Below are 14,139 nucleotides of genomic sequence, written 5' to 3'. Positions count from 1 at the left end.
GGAGCTTCTATGAAAGTTGCGGTATTTGGACAAACCCTTTATGCAGGTGTAATGACAGCTTTATTGGCAGAGTGTGGACATCATGTTTATTGGTGTGATGTATTAAAAAAATCATCATCAGAACAAGCCTATGCACAAGATGAAGCAGTTAAGCATTTATTGGAAAAACAAGCAAAAAATGGATTTCTTCAATACTGCAACTTCAATGAAATTTCTTTAGATATCGATGTTTATTTTTTTAGTTTAAGCCCTGCTGAAGAAGCCCAAGGCATCGAACTTCTAAACGAGCTAAAACAACGGCCAATTATTCATCCCAAATTGATGATCAATGCTTCAACTTTGGGGCTACATAGTACTGAAAATTTTCAACATATTCTTGCTCAAGATGAGTGGGTGTATTTACCTGATATGATTCAGGAAGGTAATGCACTACCCAGTATGACGCAAGCCGAGCAGCTGATTGTCGGCTGTACGCAATCTGAAGTTCAAAACAAAGTCCGGGAATTGTTACGTCCCTTATTTCCCCGCCAGCAACAGTATCTGTTTATGCCTGTTTTAGATGCTGAGTTTACCAAGCTGAGTATTTCAGGCATGTTAGCAACGCGCATTAGCTATATTAATGACTTGGCTGTAGTTGCAGAAAAACTAGGTATTGATATTGAGCATGTCCGTCAGGGTATGGCTGCAGATAGTCGTATTGGCGCTTCTTATTTGTATCCGAGTGCCGGCTTTGGTGGGGAAAATTTCTCACACGATATTATGACTTTGGCCAATACGGTTTCTGGTACGGGGGTTAAAAGTCAGTTGCTGGCTCAAGTTTGGGAAATTAACCAACAGCAAAAAGAACTTTTATTTAGAAAATTATGGAACTATTTTCATGGTGACTTGAACGGGAAAACCGTCGCCATTTGGGGGGCTGCCTTTAAGGAAAACACCTCTCGTATTCAACAATCGCCTGTTCATGTCATGCTGAATGCCTTATGGGCACAAGGGGTTAAGGTTAAATTACATGATCCTCAAGCCCTCGCTGAAATTGAAAAAATATATGGTCATCGTGAAGACCTGATTTATTGTACAGATCAATATGAAGCTGTAAAAGACAGCCATGCGTTGTGTTTACTGACTGCGTGGAAGCAATACTGGAGTCCAGATTACAAGAAACTGCTTCAAACCATGCAGCATCCTTTAATTTTAGATGGTCGTAATATTTATGACCCAAGTTATGTGAAAGCTCAAGGCTTCGCTTATATGGGAGTAGGACGATAATGATCGGGCAGATTCATCCTTATCCTGTAGAGGATTTAAGTTCAGTCATTACTCAGTTAAATACATTAAAAAATGAATTTGAATCTAAACATCTAATTGAACTATTTGCACAAGATACGGACCGATTTCAGCATTTTTCTGTGGCTTTAGAGCCGATTGTTTATGATTTTAGTAAACATCGGGTCGACCAGAAAGTAATTAAGGCATTAGTTCAGTGGGCACATGCACAAGACCTGACATCGTGGATTAAACGCTTATTTTCGTCTGAAGAAATTAACTATACAGAACAGCGTGCAGCCATGCATTGGGCATTACGCTTGCCTCGGCAGGATGTCGAACATCCTGAAATTGCAGGTCAGGTCCATGAACAGTTAGAGCGGATGTTTGATCTGGTCAATAAAATTCATGAGGGTCAATGTCGCGGTGCAACGGGTGAAGTCATTCAGGATCTGGTCAATATTGGAGTCGGGGGGTCGGATCTTGGACCGATGATGGTCAGTCATGCCTTATCTGACTTTAAAAAAGCCACACAAAAACCACTAAATACGCATTTTGTATCGACCATTGATGGTAGCCAACTTTCAGACTTGTTGCATAAACTTCGCCCTGAAACCACCTTGTTCATTATTTCATCAAAGTCGTTTAGCACGATTGATACATTATCCAATGCACAAACCGCGCGTTTGTGGCTGGAAAAAGCATTGGGCGAACATAATCAGGTCCTCAAGCACCATTTTATTGGCGTTTCGACAAAACCTGAAAAAATGACCGAATGGGGAATTGCGCCTGAAAATCAATTCTTGCTTTGGGATTGGGTCGGTGGTCGCTATTCACTCTGGTCATGTATTGGTCTGCCTATTGCCTTAACCGTAGGTGTAAATGGATTTAAGCAATTGCTGGCAGGCGCTTATGCAATAGATCAACATTTCCAGACTGCACCGCTTGAAAAAAATATTCCTGTGCTCATGGGACTGTTGGGTGCCTGGAATAATAATTTTCTCGATATCCAAACCCATGCAGTATTGCCTTATGATGGCCGTTTAAAATACTTCGCATCTTATTTACAACAGCTGGAAATGGAGTCAAATGGCAAGTCGATTCAACGTAATGGCGAGAAAGTCGAATGGGATACTTGTCCAATTGTTTGGGGTGAAGTAGGACCAAATGCACAACATGCATTTTATCAACTGCTGCATCAGGGAACTCAATCTGTAAGTAGTGATTTTATTGCCCCAGTGAATCGTTATAACGGCAATCAGTTTACCTATGTCGACAATGCAGATGCGTTGATTGAACAACATTATTTGGCATTATCAAACTGCTTGGCACAATCACGTTTACTGGCATTTGGTAACCAGGCCTTAAATGAGCAGGAGTTGAAGGACCTGCCTGCCTACAAGCAATATAGCGGTAATCAGCCAAGCTCGACCATTTTGATGCAAGAGCTCAATCCATATAGTTTAGGCATGCTGATTGCGATGTATGAGCACAAAGTATTCGTGCAGTCTGTACTCTGGAATATCAACCCATTTGATCAATGGGGCGTTGAAAAGGGCAAGCAAATTGCCGATCAGCTGTTGCCGATTTTAAATGGTGAACAAACAGATTTATCGAAATTAGATGCTTCTACACAAGGCTTAATTCGTATTTTAAAGGGAAAGGATCATGTCTAAAGTTTTAGTCACCGGTGGGGCAGGCTATATTGGCTCGCATACTTGTGTTGAATTATTAAATGCCGGGCATGAAGTTGTTGTTTTAGATAATTTATCCAATAGTTCTGAAGAGTCTTTAACACGTGTAAAAACTTTAACTTCTAAAAATTTAGACTTTGTAGAAGGTGATATTTTAGATCAGCAAATTTTGGCTCAAATTTTTCAAACACATGATATTGATGCGGTGATTCATTTTGCAGGGTTAAAAGCGGTAGGTGAAAGCCAGCAGATTCCGCTGAAGTATTTTGAAAATAATATTTCAGGTTCAATCAGTCTGGTTCAGGCCATGCAGCGTGCTCAGGTTTTTAATCTGGTTTTTAGCTCATCGGCAACGGTGTATGGTGATAACCACCTTTCACCATTGAATGAAGATATGCCGACGGGTATGCCGAGTAATAATTATGGTTATACTAAACTGATTGTTGAACAGTTATTAGAGAAATTAGCGATCTCCGATAAGCGTTGGTCGATTGCTTTATTACGTTATTTCAATCCGGTTGGTGCACATAAAAGTGGGCAAATTGGTGAAGATCCGCAAGGAATTCCAAATAATTTAATGCCATTTGTGACCCAGGTGGCAGTAGGTCGTCGTGAAAAGCTGTCTATTTTTGGCCAGGATTATGACACCATCGATGGCACTGGTGTGCGGGATTATATTCACGTGGTCGATCTGGCCAATGCTCATTTATGTGCCCTGAATAACCGTCTTGGGGCACAAGGTTGTCGTGCCTGGAATATTGGAACAGGCAATGGTTCATCTGTGCTTCAGGTTAAAAATACTTTTGAAAAAGTAAATGGTGTACCCGTCAAATTTGAATTTTCGCCACGTCGAGAGGGTGATGTTGCAACATCATTTGCCGATAATGCACGTGCAGTTACAGAACTGGGTTGGCATCCACAATACGGCTTGGAAGACATGCTTGCCGACAGCTGGAACTGGCAGAAGCAAAATCCGAATGGCTATCGCTAAAATGCTTGAATTTGTATGAATAAAAATGGGAGCAAAATTGCTCCCATTTTTATTGTACGTGATACAGCAGTATTAACTCTGGATCAGCTGAGTTAACTCATCCACATAGTCTTGCATCGGTCGTGGATTTTGATCACGACGGCTTTCGATATTTAAACGTAAGAGTGGTTCGGTATTTGAAGCCCGCACATTGACACGCCAGGCACCAAAATCCAGGCTGACGCCATCCGTTTGATCAATTGCAGGTTTTTGATCGGCATAGTGATCGAAAATCTTTTGAATTGTTTCCTGAGTATCGGATACTTTGAAATTGATTTCACCCGAGCAAGGGAATTTGGCGATCATTTCTTCTACAAGGCTAGACAATGGTTTCTGGGTTTCAGACAAGACTGATAACGCCAATAACCACGGAATCATGCCGCTGTCGCAGTAGGCAAAGTCACGGAAATAGTGATGGGCACTCATTTCACCGCCATAGGCCGCATTGTGTTCACGCATCACATCTTTAATAAAGGCATGGCCTGACTTCGACTGAACGGTGATCCCTTGGTATTGTTCCACGATATCCAGCGTATTCCAGACCAGACGTGGATCATGTACAATTTTTTCACCCGATTGTTTCAGTAAGAAGGCTTGAGCCAAAAGACCAACAATATAATAGCCTTCAATAAACTGGCCTTTTTCATCAAACAGGAAACAGCGATCAAAGTCACCATCCCAGGCAATCCCCATATCCGCGCCATGTTCAATCACCGCATTACGGGTGCTGTCACGGTTTTCAATTAAAATCGGGTTGGGAATCCCGTTCGGAAAATTGCCATCGGCTTCATTATGAATTTTGATAAATTCAACCGGAATCTGCAGCTGTTGAAATTTTTGTTCAATCGCATCGACCACATGACCTGCAGCCCCATTACCGGCATTCATCACCAGTTTCATCGGACGGATTTTTGCCGGATCAATATAAGTCATCAGGTGATCAATAAACTCAGGCAGAATATTGTATTTTTCAGTACGGCCTTTGTGGGTGACTTCAATAAATTTACCTGATTCTGCTAAAGCCTGGATTTCTTTAAGACCGGTATCGGCACTGATTGGGCGCGCATTTTCGCGTACCAGTTTCATACCATTATAATCCATCGGATTATGGCTAGCCGTTACTTCAATTCCACCTTGAACATCGAGATGAAATGCGCCGAAATAAACTTCTTCAGTGCCGGTCATGCCCAGATCTAGAACATTGACCCCGGCATCATTTAAACCGCGAATGGTGGCCTGTTTTAAACCTTCACTGCTAAGGCGGATGTCACAGCCAATCACCACGGTTTTCGGTTGATAGATCTGTCCATAAGCACGCCCAACTTTATAGGCAATGTCTTCATTCAGTTCAGTGCCGAGTTTGCCGCGAATGTCATAGGCTTTAAAACAAGTGAGTTGTGTCATCTGAATTCTCTACATAATTCCTGAGAAGTGAAGGAAGTATAATTATAGGAGGAAAATAGTTCCTCTATGCTAAGTTACTGTTTAAATTTTATATCTTCTTTAAAAATAGATGTTTAAGTGTATAGAGTACTATTTCATCTAATTTTTAAAGTTTAGTACTTCAGCATGCTGTTATTTCTAGGGGGGATTACCTTAGCTCTTCATAAAATTTATATTGATTTTACCTTTGCTAAGATCCGCTCCGCCCAGTCAGCATAATAATTTACATCTTCTACTTCTTCCTTTTTTGAAGGATGATTAATTGTAGTTATTGCAGTAATACCTCTCACTTCAGATAGAAACTTTTTAGGCCAACTGAGTGATTGAGACAGTATCGAATTATTTAATATTTCCAAATCTATCTCAATTAATCGTTGAGTTTCTTCTTCATATGGGAGTAATAAGGTAGAGATATTTTTTTTACCATCTGAAGTATCAATTTCACACAAATAAAATTGATGATTATTTTCTATATTTAAAATTTTATAGACATAAAAGTAGCGTAATTGATTGTTTGCAAACTTATGCCCTCTGAAACGTTTATATTTTTTAAAAGGTGAGTTCTTGATTTCTTTGGTTTTATATCCTTTTTTCTCAATTTGTTCCAGTAGTTTAATCAAGTCTTTATGAGTGACTCGCTCTAGTTGAATTTCTGATTCTGTTGTAAATCCAGGCACTGTACCCTCTATATCTCCTTCTCCACCAGCAAATCCTTCTTCTTGATTTTGATCTTTATCCATTTGCTTTCGTCTTTTACGTACTACAGTTTCAGCGGGAAGTGTCTCTAAAGAAATTTTTAATTCTTCTATCGTATAAATTTCTCCAGGTAGGTTTCTTAGCTTGGCCAGTAGCTTATCGGTATCTGCCTCAGCATTTTTATTCAATTTCTCTTTAGGTTGACTCGCTGGTTTTGGTTTATTTGAACCTTGCCCTTGAGCATTTTTGACCTGTTGTATTATTTTTTTTGAAGTGAAATGAAATTGAATAGGGCGGTTGATAGCTGTATCCAAATGTTTGAAAGATGTGATACGCTCAATTCTGTAAATACCTGTTTCTTGATCATAAATTCCATCTACTGTTAGATCAATATTTCTGATATTAGGAGCTTCCATGTCAAAATTAAAACTTTTAGCGCCTTTTTGATCAATAATTGTTTTCTGATAAATACTAAGGAAGGCCTTATTTAAATCAGGCTGTAATAAAATTAAAGCGAGTTTCTTTAAAAAATGAGGATCAGAGATATCTGCTTTCATAATTTTTTTGTTTTGTGCGATAGTAATATGAATAGCCTTTTCATCACTCCTATCCACTAAAATATCGGTTGAATAATTTTCTGCAAAAAGTGCTGCACGTAAAAGATAAGGGTGTGAAAAAAATAGATCTCTAGCAAGAATGAGCTTAGGTAAAAGAATCGTAATACTTTTATTTAATATAGGTGAATCATAATTAAATTCAAAACATAACCGACCAGTATGAATTTTTTGATTACAGTTCTCGGATGAATCCAAAGCGTTGAGCGCTGAAAAATCTACTGCTTTAAGTGTATGGTCAAATAACTTCTTTGGATAGTGATTAGCAATTGGAGTGTTATAGTAATAAAGAAGAATACTTTCAATCGGTAATTTAAGCTGAATGGATCGGTTAATAATAGGATTAAACAAGCGAGTATCAATATCAAACCGAGTTTGACCACGTCGACTAATTTTTGTCGCAGTATAGTAAATCATATCATTCGGTAAAAAGTCGGTTGAACAATCACTCATTTTTTATTTCTTCCCAAATATTATTAAAAAATCGACGTGCTTCTGGCGTTAATCGCTGCTCACTTAATCCTGATTGACGTAAAAAAACACTCGGTGGATAACATTTATCTTCAATATTTTGGCGAATAAATGTTCGAGTCATGCGACGTATTTGATAGCAATCTATGGACTCAGCGTAACGATCTAGAAATGCTGCAGTCAATGGGAAAAAATTCCAGTTTTTTTCAATCATACTCACTGAACCAAGTTGTCTAATAAAAAACTTTTTTGTCCATTGAGGTGATTCGAGATCTTCTAATAATTCATTCCGTATTTTGATGAGTTGTTTAACAAACTGTCGATCTCTCTCTTTCCAATCTACACGTGGCTTGGAAAGAGAAGAGGGTAATATTACTGCAGATTTATTTGTCAGTAATATCCAATCTTTATTATTACGGTATAGGCGAGCGTACAAGGCTGAATCACATTGACGTGCCTGTTTAGCAGAATGTTTCTGAATTAATGTTGTCCATCGTTTTTGGTCCTCAGATAACGTTTGATCTACTTTATTATCAATACATACTGTTGCGGCGGCTTCCTCTAGATCCAGTGATGCTAGGTCAATATATTGTTTATATGTTTCAATCGGATTTTTCTCTGGAACAAGAGCTTTTAATACGATGAGATGCTCAAGATAAGAAAATGCTTTACGATGTTTTCTTAATATATTTTTCAGCCAGCAGTTTTCACTATCTAAATCTGCTAATTGATAATATGCAAGCAAACTTTCGCCCCAGTAATCTATGACTAATTGACGAGCTTTTTCGTAGTGGATGTTTTTACGACCTGATAGTAAGTCCCTATTTTTTAAAATCAGAAAATAAGCATCTGATAAAGTAGAAAAATCTTGCACACTAACGTATGTCGAATGAGCGAGTAGCTCTTCGATCAGTCCTGAAAGCTCGATATGGTGATTTAAGTCCTGAGGACTAAATGCAAGTTGTGAAGAATCTTCAAGAGCATTTAAATGAGCAACATAAAACTTTCGGTCTAGTCCATTACAAGGGATAGAACTCACAAAAAGAGGTTGCTGATGCTTTGTACAATACTCGAATCCAGTAATCTGCCAGCGGCGCTTCCAGTAAACTTCCCCATATTGCTCCATCTGTTCTTGCCAGCAATCTGGACAAAATCGAAAAAAAGTCACAGATTTGATCCGCGATGCATTTTTTCCTAATTTGGTATGCAATGATTGGTATTGCTCACTCCGCAATGCTTGCACAGCATAACGCATCACTGTATAAGGCTGAAATAATTGAAAAATTGGTAGTAGAGTGTGCTGCCTGATCAAAGTAAGCGCATTATATTGATCTGGTAAATAACTGGCTAACCTGTCTAGATGAGAGGGTAAATCATAAGTTGGAGTCAAATTCCTGTTGTTGAATAATTCTTCCGTGAGATATTTTGGACTCAGAACTCCATGGTGAACGGCATAACGTGCAATTACACTATAAATCAATTCATCCGGATATGGGGTGGGGAAATTCGAAATCATGATAACGTGCTCTCCATTTTTTGTGCTTAATGTAAAATGGGGCGAGTAGGATCAAACAAATAGTGAGATGATTTTAATAGCTCATAGACATCTACTTCCTGTTCTTGTGCTTGACTGAAAAAATTTCGTAAATCATTCGCTTCAGTACTCTTCCATTCCTCTGCTTTCATCACTTTACGTGATGCTCTTGGCTTCTTTACTGGAGTCATAGTCTGATCTTGTCCAGGTTCATCTTCAGTGGAAGAGCTATCTAATATCTCTAAAATATGCTGGAGAAGTACCTGTAATTTTTCGTTTGGATATCGTTTTAATGTAGAAGTAACATACGGTTCTATTGTAGCAGCCGGGTGACCTAAGGCTGTCAGCATACCAATGAGGGTAGAATAATGCGGTCCTAAATCTTTATGCTGTTTTTTCATTTTTAATTCAGATTTAAAGCGTTGTTTTTCAATATATTCTTTAATTTGAACTTGAGGGATGGTTAGGTCAGAATACCGTGCAATACGTGCGGGATTGCCTGAACGCAGTGCATCTAAAATGTCGTGGACTGGCTGTAATTGTTCTTCATAGACCTTTTTAAATAATTCTGAGGTGATTTTTTCCAGGCCGATGGTGATGGCGTGAATTTGTACCAGACAGAACAGCTTAACCACTAGATCTGGAATACCCTGCGTATAATAATACCAAGTGTTTCTTAATTCATCGGTCAGTTCAGCTGGTTGTTGAACCCATTGATATTGCCACAGCTTGTTGGTAAAGGCATACCATTCAGAAATGATCATTTGATCAGGGTCGCCAGGATCGGGAATAGGCGCTTCATTGCGCATAGGTTCCCAGATTAAAGAGCCTAATCCTGCACTGCGTCTAGCTGACCTTAAGTCTTCTTGCAGGATTTCATTGGCTTTAGGTGTCCCAATCATCACGATAGGGATCGATGCCACATTCACCAGCGTGACAAAGAAATTAAGAATGATCTCAGCCCCGCCAGATTTTTTTGTATTCAAATGCTGGATTTCATCAATGATTAAAAGTCCAATAGAATAATTATTTGCGATAATTTTCATCTGTTGCAGCATGGCATTCACATTTAAGCGGCTTCTGGTGAAACGATGCTCGAAGTTAGTATCTCCTAACGCTAAATCTACTGCTCTAAAAAAGTTTGAACATAAGTTTTTTAAAGAGCTGTCATGCGGGCAATCAATTTTAAGGAAAACAATTTGTTTTAATCCTAGCTCTTTATGCCCAATCACTTGTGGGTAATAACGCAAAATCTTGTTCATCGTCGTTGTTTTTCCGCTTCCTGAGCATCCTATAATTGACATGCTGGTCGCAGTTGATTCTGGAGGTGCATAGCGGTAAGAACTTTCATTCGATGGTTCAAGTTGTTGAAAAGCGGCGTGCAAATGCCTTTGTCTATCACCATTATTGATGTTTCTACTCACGTAACCTTGCCGGATCATGATAGAAATTTTTTGTTCCAGTGATAGATGTTTGGTTAGTGGTTGAAAAAAATCATGAGGCAGCTGAGCAATCAGATGGATTCTTTCTGGTTGGGGTAAAAAACGCTGCTCTGGAATAAATTTCAGTTTTCCTCGTAGGTGTTTAATGACTGATTTCGTATCAAGGATAGGCGGTAATTTAGTAATGAGAGGATTATCCCCATAGATGTCTTGTATCGATGTATTAACTACTATTTCATTATTATTCATTCTTCATCGTCCTCTTCAAATAATTGTCTCATTAAGTCTGGTTGACTGGTCAAATCCAGATTGCTGCTGTCAGATTGGGATATTTGAGAATTGTCTTGGTTGGGATGGATAGTCCGGATAGAATTGCTGGGTCTGTTCTGGAGATGTTCCGCACGTTCCACTTGGATAGCTTCTTGTTTATTCTGACGGATATCCCGAGTACGTTGTGCTTTAGAAAGTTGGTGAACTCCTACTTGAGCCTGCCGACTCTGTGCTGCATGAATGATTTTGTCAGTAAAATCCTGCAATTCACTGATGGCTACAGACTTTAGTTGCGAATGCTGTTTTTCAACAGTTTTGATTGCTTTTTGAATTTGTTCAGCTTCCCACCAGGTCAGATGCTGATATTGACGTGATGCATCACTTAAGTGGGCTTCCCAGTATTCCAATTTATTTTCATCAAAAAAAACATAAATGGTATTTACTGAGTATGGGTCAAAACCAATCCGCAACTTTTTCGGGCGGGATTTGGTCGTGTTACGAATAAACCAGCCTTGTTGATGCATTTCCAGACATTGATAGACTAATCCTTTGACTTTAAGTCCTTTGTCACTTAAGGAGGCATCGATCCTAGGTAGCAAGCCAACATATAGTGATTTGTTATCCACTTGTCTCAACATCCCAGTACGGTGCTGTAGGCCCCACTGCCAGAGTTTAAGGGGTATAGAAGGCAGATCAGTCGGCATATCGGCACTGCGATCATATTTCGTCAAAACATCAAAATTATTGCGTAATAAGATGCAGCTTAATATGATTTTTCTGAACTCTTCCAAAGTCAGACAAGCTTCTAGTCGATAATCATGTCCGCCTTTCTTTTTTTCCTTGAATCCAGAAACAACACCGATATTATCGTAGGATTTAAAGCGTGACTGAATAATTCCGAAAGCCCTCTCCACAATACCTTTGGCATCGCTTCGATACGGTGGCGCATTTTCAATTCGAACAGAAAAGTTTTTTTCAAGAAGTTCAATTTGATAGCCAATTAGTTCACCGCGGTCTGCAAGTATGGCGCTAGGTAAACCATAAATAGGCCAGTCTTCCGGTTGTATTTGCAAGCCGTAACTCTGACAGAATGTCACTTTATCTTGGATTGCGACGCTGAGGCATTGTATGGCTGTGTTAAATGAACTGTTTTCCATACCGACATAAAGCCCAGTAATCATCCGGCTGAATACATCGATAACAATATATACGGTAGGTCTGCCAATAATCTGTGATGGATCTCGTGATGATACAAGGTAGATATCAGCAATTGTTGAATCTATCTCATAACGTGCACCAGGACCATTTGCTTGCTTGGTTGCTGTTGAAGTCAGAGGTTTGTGATCTTTCAGTGTTTTCTGATTCGTCAGAATTTCCTTGGAATTGTTCTTATTTCTGTATCGCGTATTATAAAAATAATAGAATTGAGCATACGTTGGAATATCTGCGGCTTGCACTTGATGAAAGTGCTTAGAAAATGAATTTTTAAACCGAAGATAAGTTTCGTTAATGGATTGTTTTTTGACGGGTACTAAATACTCTTCGATAGCTTTCTTAAAATACAATTCAACCTGTTCAGTGACATTCTTACCTTCACTCGCTTCATAGATGCGTGGTCTGCCAATCTTTTTATTACCTATAACTCTTTTTTGGCCTTTTCCACCTGAGTTTTCATAGTCCGGTACCAAAGCATTTATAGTTTGACCACGCTGCCAGTAACGTCTCAGGAGTCGTAAAATTTTATTAATTGATACCTCTTTTTCCAGATGTATAGTTTTTATTCTTGCTGTCCTAATTTTTGCATTGATAAGCACGTGTTCATCATTAATTAGATCTTGAATAATCGAAAAGTTTTCATCTCTTTTTTTGAGTTGAATAGAATCTTCACTCAAGTTTAATCGTTTTAAGTATTCATAAGGATCTTGTGCTGGTATTAGGCTTTGATCATCTGAGAGAGTTTGAATTTCCTTGGACAAAATGAGTTCAGGGAATGCATTTTTATTATCAATAGCAATCCATACCGTATATTGAGGTAGGAATTTGAGTATTCGGTATTGTGTTGAATTCAATAGGTAAACTGAATTAATTAGTTGCATGGACTGTATTCTCATTCTGGAGCAAATTACTTGCATGAATATCAGAGAGTTTAAGCTCCAAGTATGAAATTTCTAGATTAAATTGCAGTATTCGCAGTGCAAATAGTTTTCTAAACAATGCGAGCGTCGTTCCGATACCCATTTTTTGAGTTTGGTCAATATGGTTACAGAAGAGGATCAATGTGCTTTGAGGATATTGGCTAATTTCTTCCATAAAATAAATTGCTTGATCAATCATATGATTTGTTATTTCAAGATCACTTTTTTCTACATACAGCCATTTAATGTTCTCTAGTACCGTAGCAGGAATGTCTTTTTCAGTAATCAGTTTGAAAGGCGTATTGTGCTCTTCTTCCCAGTAGCGACGTTTAATTTCTAATGACTCAATAATATGAGCTTTATTCAGATCTTTGCTGTAAAGAGTGTCAAGTGCTATAGGAAACTTGCCAAAATCAACTAAAAAATCTGAAGATAGGGTAAACGGTATATAATCAACCGATACCTTTTTCATCCGATAACGAGAACAGATAGAGTTAAGATCATAGATATCTAAAGGATAATGTTCGCGAATATCTGTAACTTTCTGATTCCAATCAAGTAGTAAAAAAGTGGATAGCTCTAGATCAGAAAATAAGTGATGAAGACGTTTACTGACACGGCCTTGTACTCTGTGAGAGCGACCAATTGAACTGAAGTTTTGAACAGTTTTACAAGGTTTATAATCGCGTCCATGGCCTTGGCCATACCCTTCCGTTACTAATTCTTCATAGTTTTTTATAATTTTTGCCATACAGAAGACCTGTGAGTTTTGGTTGATAATTCATCATATCTGAAGGGAGCTAATTTTGTATTTGGCAAAAATATACAAACTTAAATATATTTATATACAAACAAAATTTTATAATTTTAATTCTATTATTCATATAATTTAATAACTTAAGTTTTAATTGAGTATTTTAATACTCAATTATTAGACTTTGGAAACATTATTGATAGGCTAAATCATCCACAACACGTCTTAGTGAGCATAGTTCCTTCCTAATATAATTATACTTTTATGACCAAATATTATGCCTAATTATGGGAATTTAATTAAGTTTGTCTAATTTTTTATCTTAAGTTATTGATATTTTTCATTCATTATTTTTTAATTTTAAAATTAAGTTTGTATTTAAATTTTATATATTAAATTATGAGCAAAATTAAGTTTGTTTTCATATTTTCATTATTTGAAAATATAAAACACGATTTTTTGATCGGAAAGGCAAAGATCAACTGAAATAAGAATGATATTTTCAAGAGAAATTTAAAAAATTGATACTTGTTGAATGTTAAATAAGAGTTTTATGTAGATATATGCTATTGAATATATTGTATTTTTAATAAAAAATTTGTTTTTGTAGCATGGGTTTTAATTTAGATTGCATTATATTAAAAAACCCTTTAGATTTGGCAGAGAACTACCATACCTAAAGGGTTTGATTTGCTGTTTGCTTACTTTATCAATATACAAACTAAAATAATTAAATCTAAACTTAATTATTTGATATGAACTTAATTATACGAACACATCAGCCTTTTATATA

The 14,139-nt window shown here is 37.6% G+C and carries 9 protein-coding genes; 3 read left to right on the top strand and 6 right to left on the bottom strand.

From position 1 onward, the window contains the following. Nucleotides 1-9 precede the first annotated feature (9 nt). From HLH14_RS11650 to galE, 3 genes are read left to right on the top strand one after another with little or no spacing between them, the layout of a single operon-like run. Nucleotides 10-1,266 (top strand): nucleotide sugar dehydrogenase, encoded by a 1,257-nt coding sequence (locus HLH14_RS11650; protein ID WP_171533106.1) that lies wholly within the window; start codon nucleotides 10-12, stop codon nucleotides 1,264-1,266. Beyond that, on the top strand, nucleotides 1,266-2,939 hold the full coding sequence (pgi, locus tag HLH14_RS11645) for a glucose-6-phosphate isomerase (RefSeq protein WP_171533105.1): 1,674 nt from the start codon (nucleotides 1,266-1,268) through the stop codon (nucleotides 2,937-2,939). The genes HLH14_RS11650 and pgi overlap by 1 nt, the downstream gene beginning before the upstream one ends. Then, complete coding sequence (gene galE / locus HLH14_RS11640; protein WP_131271088.1) at nucleotides 2,932-3,948, top strand: UDP-glucose 4-epimerase GalE; 1,017 nt, start codon at nucleotides 2,932-2,934, stop codon at nucleotides 3,946-3,948. The genes pgi and galE overlap by 8 nt, the downstream gene beginning before the upstream one ends. Nucleotides 3,949-4,020: 72 nt before the next feature. On the opposite strand, the gene HLH14_RS11635 is transcribed toward galE, so the two are convergent. The 6 genes from HLH14_RS11635 to HLH14_RS11610 form a co-directional block, all read right to left on the bottom strand. Further along, nucleotides 4,021-5,391 (bottom strand): phosphohexomutase domain-containing protein, encoded by a 1,371-nt coding sequence (locus tag HLH14_RS11635; RefSeq protein ID WP_067725777.1) that lies wholly within the window; start codon nucleotides 5,389-5,391, stop codon nucleotides 4,021-4,023. Between the two features lie 209 nt (nucleotides 5,392-5,600). Next, nucleotides 5,601-7,193 (bottom strand): Tn7-like element transposition protein TnsE, encoded by a 1,593-nt coding sequence (locus HLH14_RS11630; RefSeq protein WP_171533104.1) that lies wholly within the window; start codon nucleotides 7,191-7,193, stop codon nucleotides 5,601-5,603. After that, nucleotides 7,186-8,727 carry a TnsD family Tn7-like transposition protein gene (locus tag HLH14_RS11625; RefSeq protein WP_131271085.1) on the bottom strand — a complete coding sequence of 514 codons (1,542 nt, stop codon included), beginning with the start codon at nucleotides 8,725-8,727 and terminating at the stop codon, nucleotides 7,186-7,188. The genes HLH14_RS11630 and HLH14_RS11625 overlap by 8 nt, the downstream gene beginning before the upstream one ends. A 26-nt stretch (nucleotides 8,728-8,753) precedes the next feature. Continuing rightward, nucleotides 8,754-10,436, bottom strand: coding sequence for an AAA family ATPase (locus tag HLH14_RS11620; RefSeq protein ID WP_131271084.1), 1,683 nt, complete (start codon nucleotides 10,434-10,436; stop codon nucleotides 8,754-8,756). Beyond that, on the bottom strand, nucleotides 10,433-12,553 hold the full coding sequence (locus tag HLH14_RS11615; RefSeq protein WP_171533103.1) for a Mu transposase C-terminal domain-containing protein: 2,121 nt from the start codon (nucleotides 12,551-12,553) through the stop codon (nucleotides 10,433-10,435). The genes HLH14_RS11620 and HLH14_RS11615 overlap by 4 nt, the downstream gene beginning before the upstream one ends. Next, nucleotides 12,540-13,343: a TnsA endonuclease C-terminal domain-containing protein gene (locus HLH14_RS11610; RefSeq protein ID WP_131271082.1), complete on the bottom strand. Its 804-nt coding sequence runs from the start codon at nucleotides 13,341-13,343 to the stop codon at nucleotides 12,540-12,542. The genes HLH14_RS11615 and HLH14_RS11610 overlap by 14 nt, the downstream gene beginning before the upstream one ends. Nucleotides 13,344-14,139: the final 796 nt, after the last annotated feature.

It is taken from the genome of Acinetobacter terrae (assembly GCF_013004375.1).
Lineage (GTDB): Bacteria > Pseudomonadota > Gammaproteobacteria > Pseudomonadales > Moraxellaceae > Acinetobacter > Acinetobacter terrae.
This window is presented reverse-complemented; position numbering and strand designations above follow the sequence as displayed.